The following is a 17,974-nucleotide window of genomic DNA, read 5'->3' as shown; positions in this document are numbered from 1 at the left end:
TGTTGCACCAATGCTTATAGATGAGATACTAATATGCAGCAAAGCACAGACAACAAATTGAGGACGGGTGAGTAGGTTCATACCGCTTAGTAAAAAGCGGCAGTGAATTGGCCTGAACAGGGTTTATGCCAAACATATACGGTGCATTTCGGACGGACACGACTCTGACCACGAACCAGGCCCAATTCGGCGGCGTTGGAACGACATTTCAGATCTCCGCGTACAATACGATCGAAATTACTGATGGTGTTGACCCCAACACCATCGAGGGAGACGGTGTAAACAACGAATTCCCAGACGACCCCACGCAAACCTATCTGGGGAATGCAATTGCCTGGGACTACAATTACATAGTCACGGATGGCACCAATACCTATACGATTGGCGTTTTCGACTATGATTCCAGCGGCAACGGCGCGTTTGGCGGCGGAGCCGAGCAAGGGTTTTTCATCGGCTTTTTGGGGGATGTCCCCCCGCTCAACACAACACTGACGATCACGGCGCTTGGTGACGGTGCCTTCGCCAGTCCAGTCGTAAATCTGCCCGTTGACGACTTTGTTCCTTGTTTCACCAGTGGCACGAGTATTCGGGTAAGGGGTGGTCATAAGTCGGTCGAGGACCTGAAAGCCAGCGATGACGTCGAAGTGTTTGATCCCACAGGTGATGGGCCCGGATTTGCCACCCTGCTGCGGGTGTTTCGCCGTACGATATCTGCCCCAGAACTGGCGGCAAACCCCAAACTGCGCCCAGTTCGTATCAGCGCCGGAGCGTTAGGTCTGGGCTTGCCTCAGCGTGATCTTGTGGTGTCCCGGCAGCACCGGATGCTGGTGTCTTCAAAGATTGTCGAGCGGATGTTCAGGACTTCCGAAGTTCTGGTACCCGCCGTCAATCTGACTTCGCTGCCCGGTATTTTCATCGACCAGGATGCCCAGAGCGTCGAGTATTTTCACCTTCTTTTTGGACAGCACGAGGTAGTCTATGCCGAAGGCGCACCATCGGAAAGCCTGTTTACCGGACCGGAAGTACTCAAGGCCATCAGTGCAGAAGCACGAACAGAAATCCTGAGCATATTCCCCGAGATAGCAGAACTGGAATTTGCCCCCAAGCCCGCCTGCCCGATCCCATCCGGGAAGCTGCAAAAGCAACTGATTGAACGCCACATCAAGAATGAAAAGCCGCTTCTGTCCAGACACACTGCACGCTAGAACCAGAGGTTATCCGGCAGGACTTGGTACGCTTCAAAGACTGACGCGATATTCTGTGTTTCGCTATGCGTTATTTCTTCGCGTTTCCCTCAGAAAGCTTATCCGCAAGATTCTTTCAGTGCGGACTGCACTTGCTCGCCAATGTCTGGACATTCCGCGAGACTTAGGGAATTAGAAGGCCAGTCGCATGAATGTACCTTCCGTCGTGCGACCAAGCGGGTCTGGTTTTGAAATTACTGACCTATGACTTACACCAGCCCTTGCAGAGAGGGCCAGAACACAAGGCCTGTTGAGCGTCATGACCTACCACCCCAAATCGGATTTCATCGCCACGATGATCGAGCGCGGCTTTCTCGCCGACTGCACCGATTATCAAGGCCTTGACGACGCTCTGATTTCTGGGGTGCAGACGGCTTATATCGGCTATGACGCCACCGCACAGTCGCTGCATGTAGGTCACCTGATGAACATTATGGTGCTGCGCTGGTTGCAGAAAACCGGCCACAAGCCAATTACCCTGATGGGCGGCGGCACCACCAAGGTGGGCGATCCCTCGTTCCGCTCGGATGAACGCCCCCTGCTGGGCCCTGAACAGATCGACGCCAATATCGCAGGCATGAAACAGGTGTTCTCGAAATACCTGTCTTACGATGACAGCGAGACCGGCGCGTTGATGCTGAACAATGCCGAATGGCTGGATAGCCTGAACTACCTCGATTTCCTGCGCGATATTGGGCGGCATTTCTCGGTCAACCGGATGCTCAGCTTTGAATCGGTGAAATCGCGGTTGGATCGTGAACAGTCGCTGAGCTTTCTCGAATTCAATTACATGATCCTGCAGGCCTATGATTTCCTCGAACTGAACCGCCGATACAACTGCGTTCTGCAGATGGGCGGCTCGGACCAATGGGGCAACATCGTCAACGGCATCGACCTGACCCGCCGGGTGCTGGATCACGAAATCTACGGTCTGACCACACCCCTGCTGACCACCAGCGATGGTCGCAAAATGGGCAAATCGCAAGGTGGAGCCGTCTGGCTGAACGGCGACATGCTGAGCGCCTATGAGTTCTGGCAGTTCTGGCGCAACACGACCGACGCCGATGTGGGACGGTTCCTGAAAATCTTCACCGAGCTTCCGGTAGACGAATGCGACCGCATGGCCGCGCTGCAAGGGTCCGAAATCAACGAGGCCAAAATCCGCCTCGCCAACGAAGTCACAACTCTGCTGCACGGTGCAGAAGCCGCTGCAACCGCCGAGGCGACCGCGCGCGAGGTGTTCGAAAAGGGCGGCGTTGGCGGAGACCTCCCGACCCTGACCCTCAGCGCATCAGAGCTGGGTGACGGCATGTCCATCGTGCAGTTGATCGTCAAATCCGGCCTCGCCAAATCCGGCAAAGAAGCCAAACGCCTGATCGCCGAAAACGGCGCCAAAATGGACGACGCCCCGCTGACTGATGCGGGACTGATGATCGACGCAGGCGCGTTGTCATCGCCGATCAAGCTGAGCGCGGGCAAGAAGCGCCACGCACTGGTTCAATTGGGCTGATCCAAATTGGGCGGTCGCCGCCGGGTGGCCGTCCATTGAAGTAGAAGTGGCAGATTAATTAGGTCGAGACGTAGTGGTCAGCTTTTGGTTTTAGAACCGATCAAGAACCACGTTTTCACAGAACCCAATCCCTTTATCTCCACCACGCCTCGGGGTTCGAAGTCGTAGTCCGCTTCAAGCTCCTCTTTTGCGGCACCCGTTACCTGGATCCTCCCCGGTTCACCGTGGCTCTCCATCCGGCTGGCGGTGTTCACCGTTTCCCCCCAAACATCATAGAACAACTTCTGGTTTCCAATGACACCGGCGACAGCAGGCCCTGCGTGAAGTCCGATTCTTACTTGAAGCCCATCCGGAAAATCAGGTGACATTTCCGCAACCGACCGTTGCACGTCCAGAGCCATCTCGGCGACGCGATGCACCGGGTCGCCGACCGGAGACGGCATACCTGCCGCGACCATATAGGCATCACCAATTGTCTTGATCTTTTCCAATCCGTGTTTGTCGGCCAATTCATCAAATAGACGAAAGATCTTGTTCAGAAACCCGACTACATCTTCCGGCGGCAGTTTCGATGCCCGTGGCGTGAAATCCACGATATCAGCGAATAGTATTGCAACCTTGGGCAAACTGTCAGCGATAGTCTGGTCTGGCTCAAGCTTCAATCTTACCGCAATGTCTTCTGGCAGCAAATTGTAAAGCAACTTTTCCGACCGGTCGTATTCGGCTTCCAATTCGGCTCGCTGGGTCTCTACCTGTTCATAAAGATCACCCAGACGCGCACTTGTTGCATTCACGTCGTTTGCCAATTTGCCAAGCTCGTCGCGATTGGGGACATCAACTCGCGCCGCGAAATCTCCTTCGGCGACAACGCTAAGTGTTTGGCCGATTCGGCGCATTGGCCAGATCAGTGACGAAGAGATTGCGTAGCCAAGAAAAAGGGCTGCCCCCATTGCAATTGTTGCCGCCGCCACGACCATTTTGCGCGTCGATTGGTAAACTTCGGCATTCCTATTTGCCCGGTCACGCATCTCTGCTTCGGCGCCCTGCACAAGATTATACGCATCGCTTTGCAGTGAACGAACTTGGCGAAAAATCTGATCCAATCCCAATTCGGCGAGATTCTGCATGTCCCCGTCTCTTCGAAACCGCACCATGGCGGCGGCCTTGGTTTTGATGTCGCCCAAATCTGCGCGGATTTCATCAATGGTTTGGAACTCTTTGCTGCCCGCCTGCAGGAATCGACGTATCCCTTGCGCAATGTGATGTTGCAGGTTCTCGATCTGACCGATGAAATTGCCGGTTGAAAATGCAAAAATTTCGTCCGAGTCGTCCCCGGGCGTCTGATCGATGACCAAGGACAAGTTCATCAGGTTCAACTCGCTCAGCGCCAAATGGATTTCGTTGAAATATGCAATCCTCTCTTGATCATGGATCATCGCATCGACACGCCTGTTCGATTGCTGCAAGGCCGACACCGCAAAAAGCGCCAATCCCAAAAGCAACAAGGTGATACCCAAAAACGCCATCAGCAGTTTCACCCGCACAGACAGGGCAGCTTTTGCCACGCTCCTTACGATCAGATTTGGTTGCTGAGAGTTCCTAATGCCCCGCTCCCACATGGATTAAGCCCGTCTCGAATGGTGCCGATACATTAATCAGAATACAGTCTGCGGGCGGACTAGTCACTTTTGGCCGCAATTCTTTGGCCCCATCGTCTGCTTCGCTGCCATTGCGTGATGTTAAACACAAACTCCCACAAAGATGCGTTTGAGATGCTTTAGTGAACCTCCTTCGAGTTGCCGTTTATTTGACGAAACCCCAACGTCGCATTTCGCAACAGTCTTTCGCATTCCTGCATGTGGACCTCACCCTTTCCGTTCCACTCTGAACCGGAAGGAGGCACCATATGACCAGAACTGCCACAGCCACACGTACCGGAGGGCGCTCTGCCCGGCGCGCCATGCGCACCGCTCCAAACTTCGAGATGCTGCCAGGGCTGACCCGCGGCATTCCGTTATGCGAAGTGATGGACGGCGCACAGGTTGAACGCATTGATGCGGCCTCGATGGATATTCTGGAAAACGTGGGTGTCCAGTTCCGTGACCCCATCGCGCTGGAAGACTGGAAGAAGGCTGGTGCCAAGGTAGAAGGCGAGCTCGTCTATCTGGATCGCGGTCTGGTGCGCGAGTTGATCGCGACCATTCCGTCAGATTTCACCTACCACGCGCGCGATCCGAAAAAGAACGTGCGGCTGGGCGGTAAACACTCGATCTTCGTGCCAATGACCGGCGCGCCTTTCTTGCGCGATCTGGAAGATGTGCGCCGCAACCCGACGCTGGATGATCTGGCGATGTTCCACAAGCTCAGCCATATGTTGCCCGCGCTGCATTCCTCGGCCCATCACATCGTGGAGCCCTATGATCACCCGATAAGTCAGCGGCATCTGCGGATTACCTATTCGTCAATGAAGCACTCTGACAAAACCTTCATGGGCATGACCACCAGCCCCAAGAATGCCGAAGATGTCATAGAGATGTGCGCCATCCTGTTCGGCGAGGATTTCCTTGAAGATCACCCGGTCACCACTGGCAATTGCAACGGCAATTCGCCGCTGGTCTGGGATGAGACCATGTTGGGCGCGATGCGCGCCTTCTGTCGCCGGAAGCAGCCCGTGCTGTGCTCGCCCTTTGTACTGGGCGGGGCCAACACGCCCGCCAGCGTTCCGGCGACCGTGGCGCAACTGAATGCCGAGGCGCTCAGCGCGCTGGCCTATACGCAGGTGATCCGCAAGGGCGCGCCCGCGATCTACGGGCACTACCTGTCGACCGTTTCGATGAAATCCGGCGCGCCGATGGCAGGCACGCCCGAGATCAGCCTGATGAATTTTATGATCGGCCAGATGGCGCGGCACTACGAAGTGCCTTGGCGTACCTCAAACACTCTGGGCGGAGCCAAGACGTTCGACGCGCAGGCAGGCTATGAATCTGCCACCACCTTGCAGGCGGTCATCCATGCTGGTGCGAACTACATCTGGCACTCGGCGGGCTGGAACGAGGCCGGGATGCACTGCTCGACCGCCAAGTTCATCGTTGACGCGGAACAATGCGCCATGGCCTATCGCATGGCCGAGGGCCCGAAATGGGGCGATTTCGATCAGGCCGTTTCGGCAGTCGGTGATATCGGTCCGGGCGGGCATTACCTTGGGCATCCGCATACGCAGGACAATTTCCAGAGCGCATTCTTCATGCCTGATATGTTCGACAACAACTCGATCGAACAATGGCAGGCTGAGGGTTGTGTTGAAATCACCGAACGCGCCCTGAAACACGCCCGCAAGCTGCTGGCCGAGTATCAGGAACCAACGCTCGATATCGCCAAGAACGAAGAGCTGCTGGATTACATCGCCCGGCGCGAGCGTGAAATACCGGCTGCGGATGAGCTGAACCAGTCCTACTAGATCCCGGGGAGGTACACGAATGAGGTTCGCTGAAAAAACCGCACTCGTCACAGGGGCGTCGGGCGGGATCGGGGGCGCCATCGTCAGCCAGTTGCGGGCCGAAGGCGCGCGTGTAGCTGTTGCTGACCGCGATGTGGGCAGCCTTGAAGCCGAGGCGCATCTGCCCGGCGATCTGCGCGATCCCGACTATTGCGACGGGCTGGCCTTGGCCGCGCATCGGGCGCTGGGTGGTCTTGATATCGTGATCAACAATGCAGGCGTGATCACCCGCGGCCCGGTGACTGAAACATCCGATGAGGACTGGGCCCTGTCCGTCGGAGTGAATGTCGAGGCCCCTTTCCGTATCTGCCGCGCTGCGATTCCAATCATGGCGGCGGCGGGTGGCGGTGCTATTGTGAACACTGCCTCGTGCTGGGGCCTTAGACCTGGCCCGGATCATGTGGTGTACTGCATGACCAAAGCGGCCATTGCCAGCCTCACCCAATGCATGGGGCACGATCACGCCCATCAGGGCATCCGCATCAACGCCGTTTGCCCGAACGAGGTGAACACACCGATGCTGCGTTCGGGCTTTGCCAAACGTGGGTTCGATCCTGATACGGCGATTGCCGAGCTTGGGAAGTCGGTGCCTTTAGGGCGTATCGCCGAACCCGAAGATATAGCCGAAGTGATCCTTTTTCTCGCCTCGGATTCGGCGCGCTACATGTGTGGTGCTCTGGTCGAAGTGAATGGGGGCAAGCCGGTGCGATGAAAAGATTTGCAGGAAAAACAGCGCTCGTGACCGGTGGCCGCAGTGGCATCGGACAAGCCATCGCCCGGCGGCTGCGCGAAGAAGGGGCTAATGTCTACACTGCGCAGCGCGGTAAAGATGATGAGTTCCCCTCTATCCCGTCGGATTTTGCAAATCCGGAAAGCCCGGCGCAGATCATCAAGCAGGTTGTGGACAGCGCGGGCCAGCTGGACGTACTGATCAACAATGCAGGCATGATGCAGGAGGCTTCCGTCAACGACATGCCGCTTGAAGATTGGCAACGCAACCTCATGGTCAACCTGACCGCCCCGTTCCTGCTGATCCAGGCTGCACTGCCACATCTGAGCAAAACCAAGGGCAGCATCGTCAATATCGGCTCGGTCGAGGGGTTGGGCAGCAACCCCGGCCATGCCGCCTACTGCGCCTCTAAGGCCGGGCTGCATGGGCTGACCCGCGCGGTTGCCGTGGATCACGGAGCAGAAGGCATTCGCTGCAATGCGGTGGCACCGGGCTGGATCGACACAGACCTCAACATCGATTTCATCGAGAGCATGAACAACCCCGGCGCATTCCGCCGGGATATCGCCCGCATTCATCCCGTAGGCCGCACCGGCGACCCGAAAGAAGTCGCCGCACTGGTCGCGTTCTTGGCAGCCGAGGAAGCGGGTTTTGTCACCGGTCAAATTTACACGATCGATGGCGGACGGATGGCAAAGCTCAGCCTGCCCTGACCAGCCTGCAAGCTATTCCGCCCCTGATCGCCACTCTTTCCAGCGCAGATACGCATTGGCCCCAACCGATGCGAAGGGCTCGGGTGGTAAACGCGGTGGCATCGGTTGCGCCAGAAAATGATCTGCAATCTGGGAGTCTTTCCCCTGCACAAGCTCTGCCACGCCCATTCCTTGCAGTGTTCCTCGCGCTATACCCAATCCGTTTTGACAACAGGCGGCATATACACCCTGCTCGATCTTACCGAACGCGGCCGAGCCATTGCGGCTGAGGCACAGCATCCCAGCCCAACGGTGCTGCATCTGTACATTCGGCAAGTTGGGAAATCGCTCCTGAAACTTACGATCGTGCACCGCGCCTGCCCGTTTCAAATGGCTGTCGCTACTATGGATTTCAGGATGAAAGCTTGAACAGGTCCGGATCAGAATGCGATCCCCATAACTGCCCGAAACCCGCCGGACCGAAGTGCCCATCGGATCCGCTGGCGTTACTGACCAGCGTGGCTGTCCGCCCAGCGTGGCGATCTGATCTGGCGTCAGTGGTTCCGTTATCGACGCGTAGAGGCAGATGTGCATCAGACGCCGCTGGTAAAACCCAAAGCTTTCCAGATGACCATTTGTTGCCATCACGATCCGCCCCGTCGAAACCCGCGCCTGTTCGGTCTCGACCACCCAGCCACCGCCTTGTTTGCGAAACCCGGTCACGGCAGAGTTTTCATAAACACTAATCTGCCTAGACAGATGCGTTGAGAGAGCCCGCACATAGGCTGCGGGCTGGATCATCACCGTCCCGGGCGCAAACAGACCAGATGTGTAATGCGGGCTGCCCGTCAGCGCCTGCATCTGCTGTGCATCATAAAGCTCGTGGGGCTCTCCCAATCGTGCCAAATGCACTGCGTAGTCTGCGTTGTGCCGATCACCCGCTGCGGTCGCAGCAGCGTTGATCTTGCCGCACGGGTCGAACATCTCAGGCGACAGGTCGCACTCAGCGGCTACCCGGGTCGCAAAGGAAATCGCCTGGCGATTCAGCGCGATTGTGGCCCGATCTGCCTCCAGCCCATCGCTGGCGTAATTGTCCGAGGCCAAGTCATGCGGCAGATCGATCATGAACCCCGAGTTGCGCCCGGCAGAGCCTTCCGCAAAGCGCCCAGCCTCAAGCACCACAACCTTCAGCGCCGGATCAAGCTGATGCAGCCTCAGCGCTGCGGACAGCCCGGCAAAACCACCGCCGATGATGGTCACATCTGCGGTCTGGTCTTGCTCAAGCCGAGGCAGGTCCTGCTGCAGAGGCAGGATGGCATTCCATCCTGCCACGCCGGTTTGCCGGGGTAAACGTTTGGCGGTGTAGATCGTCAATCTACCGCCTCATCTTCGTCATCGGCCAGATCAATCCAGATGGTTTTCAGCTGGGTATACTGATCATGGGCGTGAACCGAGTTGTCCCGGCCACCAAACCCGGACTGCTTGTAGCCACCAAAGGGTGTGGTGATATCCCCTTCACCAAAGCTGTTGATCGTGACGGTACCCGCCCGGATCGCCCGCGCGCCACGGATCGCGCGTTTGGCGTTGGCTGTGAATATCGAGGCGCACAGCCCATACTCGGTGTCATTGGCAATGCTGATCGCCTCGTCAAAGCCCGAAACTTCGATCACCGACAAAACCGGGCCAAAGATCTCCTCGCGCGCCAGCGTGGCATCGTTTCCGGGCACTTCGACCACCGTGGCCTCGATGAATCCATTCTCGGCCTTTCCGCCAATCAGCACGTTTTCGGCCTTGTCCAGATATCCGCAAACCTTGGAATAATGCCCTTCACTAACAAGCGCGCCCATCCGAGTTTCCGGGTCCAGCGGTTCGCCGACATTCCATTGCTTCGCATGATGCGCGATCCGTTCCAACAACTCTGCCTTCACGTCCTTATGCACAATCAACCGCGACGAGGCCGAGCAATTCTCGCCCATGTTCCAGAACGCACCATTGACGACATGCGCCGCCACGCGGTCCAGATTTTCCGCATCCTCCATCACGATGGCCGGGTTCTTGCCGCCCATCTCAAGCACCACCTCCTTGGCATTGCTTTCAGCGGAATAGTTCAGGAACTTCTTGCCCGTCACGGTCGAGCCAGTGAAGGACACCATGTCGATATCCATATGCCGCCCGATGGGTTCGCCCACCTCGGCGCCACCACCTGGTACCACGTTCAGCACACCGCGCGGCAACCCGGCCTCAGACGCCAGCTCCGCCACCTTTAAAGCGGTCAGAGTAGTCTCGGCCGCCGGCTTCAGCACCACTGAACACCCCGCCGCCAGCGCCGGCCCGATCTTCCACGCCAGCATCAGCAAGGGGAAGTTCCACGGCAGGACCAGTCCAACCACACCAATGGGCTCGCGCACCACCATGGCGATGTGGTCATCACTGGCCGGGCTGACCTGATCATAGATCTTGTCGATCGCCTCGGCATGCCATTTCAGGCAGTGGATCGTCTCGGGAACATCAACGGTTTCGCAATCAAAGATCGTCTTGCCGCTATCGATGCTCTCCATCACCGCCAGTTCCCGCGCGTTGCGGGTAAGCAGCTTGCACAGGCGGATCAGAATGTCTTTGCGATCCGAGGGGTGCATCTTTGACCAACGCCCGTCGTCAAAGGCTTCTCGCGCCTTTTCGACCGCAAAATCCACATCCTCCGATCCGCAGGCAGCAATGCTGGTCAGCACAGCCCCGGTGGCTGGATTGATAGTGTCGAACACCTGTCCCGAGATCGAGGGGCGATAACCGCCGTCGATGAAAGCGCCCGTCGGCAGATCCAGATGCGCAGCGATGGATTCGTATTCGTCTTTCGTCAGCAAGCCCATGCCTTAACCCTCCGCCACAATATCTGCGATTTTGCGTTTCAGAACGCGCGTCACCTGTTCCAGCGCGCGTTTGTCATCTTTGTTCAAACCTTTCAGAGGCGGCCTCACCACGCCTGCGTCAATCCCGTTCATGGTGACGCCATGCTTGATCGTCTGGATGAATTTGCCGCCCTGCTCCAGCACCCGCATCAGCGGCATCAGCGCGCTCATGATGCGACGGCCCTTGGCAAAGTTGCCCTCGATCACACAAGCCTGATACAGCGCCACGTGTTCGGCAGGCAGAAAGTTCGACCCGCCACAGACCCAGAACGGCGCTCCCCAGGCGAAGAACTCCAGCGCCTGATCATCCATGCCACAACCCAGCTGAATATGCGGATAGTCCCGCGCCAGCAGATGCACCCGGTTGATATCGCCCGAACTTTCCTTGATGCCACAGAAATTCCGGCTGCGGCCTACGCGGTCCAGGAACTCTTCCCCCATCATCGTGCCGGTCCGGTGCGGATAGTTGTACAGCATCACCGGCAGGTCAGCCGCCTTGTCGATTGCCAGCGCATTCAGCGCATTCTCGCGGTCGGTGGGCACCGAATAGGGCGGGCTGGCCAACAAGATCGCATCTGCGCCTAGGTCTCGCGCACCTGAGGCCAAAGCGACGGAGTCCCCGGTCAGCATCGCCCCCGTTCCCACAACCAGAGGCACACGCCCCTTCAGTCGTTCATGCGTAAAGCGCGCCAGTTCCAGCCGCTCATCGACGGTCTGCGCATAGTTTTCGCCGGTGGACCCGCCCGAGATCAGCCCGTGCACACCATTCTCGATCAGGTACTCGATCACCTCGGCCAACGCGTCCCAGTTCACGCCACCATCCGCCGCGTAGGGTGTCACCACCGGCGTATAAATACCCTCAAATCTGAAGATCGGAGTCATGTGTCCCTCATGCAGAAGTCTTGCCGGGGACCTGCCCCAGCGGAAAATCTAACCCCTCGGGCATCACGAACAGCTCGATCTGATCGCGTGACAGGGTCCAGTGGTCGTCGGCCAGCTGCGCAGCAGCCGCCTCATCGCCCGCCTCGATGGCGGCGATGATGGCGTCATGCTGGTCGCTCGCCTCTGAAAGGTTCTCAGCCATTCGTGCGGTCTGCGGGCGATAAAATGTCATCCCGATCCGCGCGTGATCGATCAGCAACCGGTTGAACGATGGGGATAAATAGACATTCCCCGCCATCTCTCCGGTCACCTCGTGAAACCGGGTATTGGCCAGCGTCCGCTCCTCAGCCGAGCCTGTACGCAAGGCTTGCCGAAACGTCTCTTGCGCCTCTTTCAACTGATCGATCTGATCGTGCGTCGCATTCGCCGCGGCCAGACGCAGCACCGCGCCATAGACCATCGGCGCAACCAGAAAGAAATCGCGTAGCGTGGTATGAGACATCTCTGACACCCGCGCCCCGCGATGGGTGCGCAGGTCCAGATACCCCTCACCGGCCAACTGCCGGAACACTTCGCGCAAAGGCGTGCGCGACAGGCCAAAGGCCTGCGACAGCTGCGCCTCGTCCAAATCTTCTCCGGGACGCAAACGCAGGGTCAGAACCGACATCTTCAGATGCTCAGCCAACGCCTCTTTTGGTGATTTCCCTTCGTCCCTCATCCGATCCCCTTCATCACGATCCCGCGAATCGATAGCTTGCCCTCTGGTATCGTATAAAAATACATGTTGTATACAGTTAGTTTTCGTGCAGCATGCAGAAAACAGTCAGAACGCCCTGATTCCGGTCCTATCGATGAGCCAAACACAGCACTACGCCTTCATACTGGTCGAGGAATTCTCGCATCTCGCCTTCTCCTGCGCGGTCGAGCCATTGCGGATCGCAAATTTGCTGGCCGAGGAAGATCTTTATCGATGGTCCTTCCTGTCCGAACACGCTGAGCATGCGGTCTGTTCAAACGGATCGGTCACTTTGGTGCATGGCGGATTGGGATCTATCCCAAAATGTGACCAACTGTTTGTTCTGTCAGGAATAAACATGCGCAATCACGTCTCGCGTCCGCTGCTCGCAACCCTGCGCCGAGAGCGGGCACGGGGCACCAATATCAGCGCCTTGTGTTCGGGTGCATGGCTGCTGGCCGAGGCCGGATTTTTGGATGGGATGCAGGCGGCGATCCATTGGGAATACCATGATGCTTTCATGGAGGCCTTCCCCGAGATCAACCTCGTCCGCAGCGTCTTTGTCGCCGACGAAAAACACATGACCGCCTCGGGCGGCACCGCAACCGCCGATTTGATGCTGCACCTGATTGAACGCGACCACGGTCACGATCTATCAGTCGCAGTGGCCGATCAAATGGTCTATAACGCCGTGCGCAACGCCACCGCCGATCAGCGCGTTTCGCTGCAATCGCGCAACGGGATGCGGAACGCGCATCTGGCTAAGGCAATCCACATCATGACCGACAATATCCAAAGCCCGTTGTCCCCCTCGGTCATCGCCAGCAACATCGGCATCTCAACCCGGCAACTGGAGCGCCTGTTTGGGAAATTCCTGAACACCTCGCCTAAGAAATACTTCATGGAATTGCGGCTGGACCGCGCCCGCAATCTGCTGTTGCAGACCGAATCTTCGGTGACCGAGGTCGCCTTTGCCTGTGGCTTCGAAAGCGCCGGCCACTTCTCGCGCGTGTACAGGGCTGCCTTTGGTGTCACGCCCATGCAGCAGCGCAGCAGGCTTGATTGATCAAAGCTGTGACTGGACAGAGGGCCATGGTTGGGATTATCTGAACAAGTGTTCAGATCAGGAAGGAACCCGCCATGCAACTCTCAACCACAGCTGCGGTGATCACCGGCGGAGCCTCCGGCCTGGGTGAAGCCACAGCCCGTCACTTTGCCGAGAACGGCGCGCAGGTCACAATCCTTGACCGCGACGCCGAGCGTGGCCCGCAAGTCGCGGCTGAAATCGGCGGACATTTCGCGCAAACTGATGTGACGGATGAGGCCTCGGTCGCTGCAGCGATTGCACATGCGATGGACAAGATGGGTCGCATCACCGCCGCCGTGAACTGCGCCGGGATCGCGATCGGAGCCAAAACGGTTGGCAAAGACGGCCCCCACCCTCTGGAGGCGTTCCAGCGTACCATCGACATCAATCTGGTCGGCTCCTTCAACGTCTCGCGTCTTGCTGCCGCAGAGATGGCAAAGAATGATCCTGAACCAGATGGCGCGCGCGGCGTGATTATTAACACCGCCTCCATCGCCGCCTTTGACGGGCAAAAAGGTCAGGCGGCCTATGCAGCCTCGAAAGGCGGCGTGGTCGGCATGACGCTACCCATGGCGCGCGATCTGGCCTCGACTGGTATCCGTGTGATGGCCATCGCACCGGGCATCTTCATGACCCCGATGCTGGCCGGCCTGCCTGAAGAGGTGCAGCAACAGCTTGCGGCGGACGTCCCCAACCCTGCTCGCCTCGGCGACCCGCGCGAATACGGTCGTCTGGCCGGGTTCATCGTCGAGATGGGCTACCTGAACGGAGAGGTCATCCGCATCGACGGTGCCCTGCGGATGCGCTAAGACGGGTTTCATGACCGAGCGGCAGAAAATGGCGGCAGGCGAGTGGTATTGCTGCCTCGACCCCGAACTGGAAGTGCTTCGTATGAAAGCACGCCGCGCGGTCCATGCCCACAACACCTGCCCGCCCGATGACCGAGGGGCTATAGCTCCCGAATTGGCGGCGCTCTTTGCGGGGATCGGGCAAGATTGCTATTTTGAGGCTCCGTTCCACTGCGCCTATGGGATGAACCTGTCGCTGGGCGACCGGGTGTATCTGAATGCGGGCTGTGTCATTCTCGACACCGCGCCTGTTCGCATCGGCAGTGACTCGATGCTCGGCCCCACGGTGCAGATCTATTGCGCCCAACACGCCAAAGACCCAGCCCTGCGCGCACAGGGTCTGGAAATCGACCACCCGGTGACAATCGGCGAAAACGTCTGGATCGGCGGTGGCGCGATCATCATGCCCGGCGTTACTATCGGAGACCGCGCCATCGTCGGTGCAGGCAGCGTCGTCACGAAGGACGTCCCCGCCGGAGCAACTGTTGTCGGTAACCCCGCCCGCCCCATTTGAGCACGCGCAAACCGGTGCATAGGTTTGTACAACTCAGACAATCTAGTCGATTGAGGTTGTACAACTCGGACTCAACCGGCTTCGGCCTTCTCTTCAAGCATCAGCCACTCTTCCTCAGCCGCTGACAGTTTTTCCTGCCGTTCGACCAGGGCATCGGTTGCCTTCTGGAACTTGATCGGTTCGCGTGTGAACAGCTCAGGATCAGACATCAGTTCTTCGAGCTTGGCGATCTCGGCTTCAAGGCGCGCGATCTCTGCTGGTAGCTTCTCAAGTCGGTGTTTCTCCGAGAACGACAGCCCTGCTTTTGACTTCGCTTCTTGCTTCACTTTCGGCTTTGAAGGCCTTGCTTTTTCTTCCTTTTTCGCAACCACATCACCTCGCTGAGCGATATAATCGGACCAACCACCGGCATAGACCGTTGCGCGCCCATTGCCCTCCATCGCGATGGTTGTGGTGGCGACCCGATCCAGAAAATCTCGGTCGTGACTGACCAGCAAGACCGTTCCATCGTAGTCGTCCAGAAGTTCCTGCAGCAGATCCAGCGTTTCGACATCCAAGTCGTTCGTCGGTTCGTCCAGCACCAGCAGGTTAGAGGTTTTTGCCATCAGTTTCGCCAACAGCAACCGGGCTTTTTCCCCACCGGACAAGGACTTAACAGCCGCTCTTGCCTGCGCGTCATCGAACAGAAACTCTTTGAGATAGCCCACTACATGCTTGGGTTGGCCGCCCACCATCACCTGATCCGCCTTGCCCGAGACCCGCATCTCGGGATCGCCGGTCAAGCTGTCCCACAGGCTCATTTCCGGGTCCAGCTGTGCCCTCGCCTGATCGAACACGGCGATCTCAAGGTTAGTACCCAGCACCACCGAACCCTCGTCCGGTTCGACCTGACCCAGCAGCATTTTCAGCAACGTGGTCTTGCCCACACCGTTCGGCCCAACAAAGGCCACACGGTCACCGCGCTGAACCAGAAGATCGAAATTGCGCACGATCTGCTGAGAGTCAAATGCCTTTGAAACGCCATTGGCCTCGATGACCTTGCGGCCTGATTTCGGACCGGATTCCAACGTCATGGCAGCCGATCCCTGACGTTTGATCTGCGCTGCACGCTCGGCGCGCAAGGCTTGTAGCGCCCGAACACGACCCTGATTGCGCTTGCGGCGGGCGCTGATACCCTCGACGGCCCATCGCGCCTCGGACTTGATCAAGCGGTTCAGCTTGTGGCGCTGCTGATCCTCCTCTTCCCAGACCTTGTCCCGCCAGTTTTCAAAGGCCGCAAAGCCCTGTTCTTGCCGCCGCACAACTCCTCGATCGATCCACAGCGTCGCACGGGTCAACGCACGCAGGAAAGCGCGGTCATGCGATATCAAAACATAAGCCGCGCGCGTCGAGCCCAACTCACGCTCCAACCACGCAATCGCCTCGATATCCAGGTGGTTCGTCGGTTCGTCCAGCAACATCAAGTCAGGCGCCTCGGCCATCAGCTTGGCCAAGGCGGCGCGTCGCCTTTCCCCACCCGAAGCGGTTTCGACCGCACGCTCAGGGTCGAATTTCAGCCCTTCGCCCGCGCGTTCGACCTTATACAGCTCACCCGGTTCCAACCCGCTTGAGGCATAGTCTCCAAGCGTCGCGAACCCCTGCATTCCGGGATCCTGCTCCATGTAACCCACTGATTTACCAGGAGGGATGACGATTTCACCCTGATCGGCCTCGACCAGCCCGGCCATCACTTTCATCAAGGTGGATTTGCCAGACCCGTTCCGCCCGACCAGCGCGACGCGATCACCGGGTTGAACCACAAGGTCCAGATCGGAAAACACCGGATCACCCCCGAACGTCAGAGAGATACCGGACATCTGCAATAAAGGAATTCTCGCCATACCCGCCAGCTAAACCGGCCAAAGCAAGGCGTCAACGCCCCAACTTCACCTTTTCCCAGATACTCAAATCACCCAGCCACCGCGCGCAGCAACCGTTTACGGGCTGGGGGAATTGCTCCGATTTCAAGGCCGGTGAACACATGCAGGGTGTTCATGTGCCTGTCCACCACCGCATGATCGCTGACCCACCCCCCCATCATCAGATAGGTGCGCAACATGGGCGGCATCCTCAGCATCGCCTGTTTTACATCGGGGCGTCGGCGCAAACGCGCCGCAAAGCGAAACACATCCGGCGCCTTGACTCGTGGCAACCAACGCCTTGGTGCCAGATGCCGGTGTTTGAGCATCGCAAAAGCGTCAAGATATTCGGCTGTTTCGGTTCCAGCGAATGACGAACAACCAAACAGCATTTCGATCCCGTTCTGATCGACATACGCCGTCATTGCGCCCCACGCGACACGCAAGATATCCGGATCATTGTAGTCCGGGTGGATACAGAACCGGCCCATCTCAACCATCGGTCCGGCAAAATCGCGTAGCGCCGACAGGTCATAGAACTGTGCCGAGTAGCTGAGACCGATTTCAAAGCCGCCCTGCATTGTCAGCATACGGAAACAGCACACCAACGCCCCACCGGCCTGCAGATCTTCGACCAGAACATGGGCGCAGCGTTCGTCAAAAGCATCACAATCCTGACCATCAGTAGCAAAGGTCAGCATCCTCAGCGTCTGCGCCGCCGCCACGTCTTGCTCGGTTTGCGCCAAGCGGGCGCGATATCGGCCCTTGTCCAACAAAACCGCCATGGTCGCATCCTCCTGCGGTTGCTGACCGGTCACATCTGTCTGGTCCTTACTACAGAATGTGTGACTGTCCTGTGACCACTGCAAGAGAATTGGTCGCTTTAGTTGTTCGCGCCAGGAATATTTGCCGGGTTGAAGTTGCCGATGTTACCCAGAAGCTGACGCAGGAAGCCTTTGTCTTCCACGTTGGAATCGGTCACGCGACGATCCAGCACGATGACATAGCCGTCTTCCAGGCCGAACCGCTCGATATTACGAACGACACCGCGCTGATCAAAGCTGATCGCGACCAGTTCACGTGAAACGACCTCGGGCCGTTTGGGCCCATAATGACGGACGCGCGAGGCGACGTAGTAATAGCCCGAATCCCGTACCACGCCCGCCGAGCTGGGTGCGCCGATGGTTTCTTCAACGCTGTCGCGGGTATCGACGCCGACCTTGATCTTGGCCAGATCCTCGGGCGGAGGCACGTAGCCGTGATTCTTGAAGATCGGTGAACATGCGCCCGCGATCGCCAGACAGGCCGCAAAGACAAGCGTTTTCGACGCTGGTTTCAACCTGTTCAAACCCTTCAACATGCACATCCTCTTGCCATGGCCCCTTACGGACCCTATCCGATTACAGAAACCAAGGCTCCGGTTCAACACAG

General features: G+C 58.0%; 16 protein-coding genes. 8 read left to right on the top strand and 8 right to left on the bottom strand.

The annotated features are described in order from the left end of the window. Nucleotides 1–125: 125 nt before the first annotated feature. Together ACR0AU_RS01860 and tyrS are read left to right on the top strand one after the other, a co-directional pair. Nucleotides 126–1,205 carry a Hint domain-containing protein gene (locus ACR0AU_RS01860; protein ID WP_480795192.1) on the top strand — a complete coding sequence of 360 codons (1,080 nt, stop codon included), beginning with the start codon at nucleotides 126–128 and terminating at the stop codon, nucleotides 1,203–1,205. A gap of 298 nt (nucleotides 1,206–1,503) precedes the next feature. Beyond that, a complete protein-coding gene (gene tyrS, locus ACR0AU_RS01855; protein ID WP_170611148.1) occupies nucleotides 1,504–2,754 on the top strand; it encodes a tyrosine--tRNA ligase in 1,251 nt (416 codons plus the stop codon). Between the two features lie 77 nt (nucleotides 2,755–2,831). Here the strand turns inward: tyrS and ACR0AU_RS01850 are convergent, their stop codons facing one another. Beyond that, entirely contained in the window at nucleotides 2,832–4,319 is a 1,488-nt protein-coding gene (locus ACR0AU_RS01850; RefSeq protein ID WP_170422077.1) for an adenylate/guanylate cyclase domain-containing protein, read from the bottom strand. 341 nt (nucleotides 4,320–4,660) lie between these two features. Here ACR0AU_RS01850 and ACR0AU_RS01845 point away from each other — a divergent pair, with 341 nt between their 5' ends. Genes ACR0AU_RS01845 through ACR0AU_RS01835 form a run of 3 tightly spaced genes read left to right on the top strand, consistent with a single transcriptional unit; the run spans nucleotide 4,661 to nucleotide 7,693 of the window. Beyond that, nucleotides 4,661–6,211 (top strand): trimethylamine methyltransferase family protein, encoded by a 1,551-nt coding sequence (locus tag ACR0AU_RS01845; RefSeq protein WP_170732398.1) that lies wholly within the window; start codon nucleotides 4,661–4,663, stop codon nucleotides 6,209–6,211. A gap of 19 nt (nucleotides 6,212–6,230) precedes the next feature. Further along, nucleotides 6,231–6,962, top strand: coding sequence for an SDR family NAD(P)-dependent oxidoreductase (locus ACR0AU_RS01840; protein ID WP_480795191.1), 732 nt, complete (start codon nucleotides 6,231–6,233; stop codon nucleotides 6,960–6,962). Next, nucleotides 6,959–7,693, top strand: a complete 735-nt coding sequence (locus tag ACR0AU_RS01835; protein ID WP_480795190.1) for an SDR family NAD(P)-dependent oxidoreductase — start codon at nucleotides 6,959–6,961, stop codon at nucleotides 7,691–7,693. The genes ACR0AU_RS01840 and ACR0AU_RS01835 overlap by 4 nt, the downstream gene beginning before the upstream one ends. 12 nt (nucleotides 7,694–7,705) lie before the next feature. On the opposite strand, the gene ACR0AU_RS01830 is transcribed toward ACR0AU_RS01835, so the two are convergent. Genes ACR0AU_RS01830 through ACR0AU_RS01815 form a run of 4 tightly spaced genes read right to left on the bottom strand, consistent with a single transcriptional unit; the run spans nucleotide 7,706 to nucleotide 12,178 of the window. Then, nucleotides 7,706–9,046, bottom strand: a complete 1,341-nt coding sequence (locus ACR0AU_RS01830; protein ID WP_480795189.1) for an NAD(P)/FAD-dependent oxidoreductase — start codon at nucleotides 9,044–9,046, stop codon at nucleotides 7,706–7,708. Further along, nucleotides 9,043–10,539: an aldehyde dehydrogenase gene (locus tag ACR0AU_RS01825; protein WP_480795188.1), complete on the bottom strand. Its 1,497-nt coding sequence runs from the start codon at nucleotides 10,537–10,539 to the stop codon at nucleotides 9,043–9,045. Before ACR0AU_RS01825 ends, ACR0AU_RS01830 begins: the two co-directional genes overlap by 4 nt. A 3-nt stretch (nucleotides 10,540–10,542) precedes the next feature. Beyond that, a complete protein-coding gene (locus ACR0AU_RS01820) occupies nucleotides 10,543–11,460 on the bottom strand; it encodes a dihydrodipicolinate synthase family protein (RefSeq protein ID WP_170732407.1) in 918 nt (305 codons plus the stop codon). 7 nt (nucleotides 11,461–11,467) lie between these two features. Continuing rightward, on the bottom strand, nucleotides 11,468–12,178 hold the full coding sequence (locus tag ACR0AU_RS01815; protein WP_170396695.1) for a GntR family transcriptional regulator: 711 nt from the start codon (nucleotides 12,176–12,178) through the stop codon (nucleotides 11,468–11,470). A gap of 133 nt (nucleotides 12,179–12,311) precedes the next feature. Between ACR0AU_RS01815 and ACR0AU_RS01810 the strand changes: the two genes are divergently transcribed. The 3 genes from ACR0AU_RS01810 (at nucleotide 12,312) to ACR0AU_RS01800 (ending at nucleotide 14,645) form a co-directional block, all read left to right on the top strand. Further along, nucleotides 12,312–13,262, top strand: a complete 951-nt coding sequence (locus ACR0AU_RS01810) for a GlxA family transcriptional regulator (protein WP_170567036.1) — start codon at nucleotides 12,312–12,314, stop codon at nucleotides 13,260–13,262. A 74-nt stretch (nucleotides 13,263–13,336) separates the two neighbouring features. Further along, on the top strand, nucleotides 13,337–14,092 hold the full coding sequence (locus ACR0AU_RS01805) for an SDR family NAD(P)-dependent oxidoreductase (protein WP_170509423.1): 756 nt from the start codon (nucleotides 13,337–13,339) through the stop codon (nucleotides 14,090–14,092). A gap of 10 nt (nucleotides 14,093–14,102) precedes the next feature. Further along, nucleotides 14,103–14,645, top strand: a complete 543-nt coding sequence (locus ACR0AU_RS01800) for a sugar O-acetyltransferase (RefSeq protein ID WP_170626814.1) — start codon at nucleotides 14,103–14,105, stop codon at nucleotides 14,643–14,645. A gap of 71 nt (nucleotides 14,646–14,716) precedes the next feature. On the opposite strand, the gene ACR0AU_RS01795 is transcribed toward ACR0AU_RS01800, so the two are convergent. From ACR0AU_RS01795 to ACR0AU_RS01785, 3 genes are all read right to left on the bottom strand, one after another. Further along, nucleotides 14,717–16,525, bottom strand: coding sequence for an ABC-F family ATP-binding cassette domain-containing protein (locus tag ACR0AU_RS01795; protein WP_480795187.1), 1,809 nt, complete (start codon nucleotides 16,523–16,525; stop codon nucleotides 14,717–14,719). A 68-nt stretch (nucleotides 16,526–16,593) separates the two neighbouring features. Continuing rightward, entirely contained in the window at nucleotides 16,594–17,328 is a 735-nt protein-coding gene (locus ACR0AU_RS01790) for a GNAT family N-acetyltransferase (RefSeq protein ID WP_480795393.1), read from the bottom strand. A 98-nt stretch (nucleotides 17,329–17,426) separates the two neighbouring features. Next, a complete protein-coding gene (locus tag ACR0AU_RS01785; protein ID WP_480795186.1) occupies nucleotides 17,427–17,903 on the bottom strand; it encodes an outer membrane protein assembly factor BamE in 477 nt (158 codons plus the stop codon). Nucleotides 17,904–17,974 lie beyond the last annotated feature (71 nt).

The organism is Ruegeria sp. CG1 (genome assembly GCF_056537265.1).
Note: the sequence above shows the minus strand (reverse complement) of the source record. Positions and strands in the feature narration are given on the sequence as shown.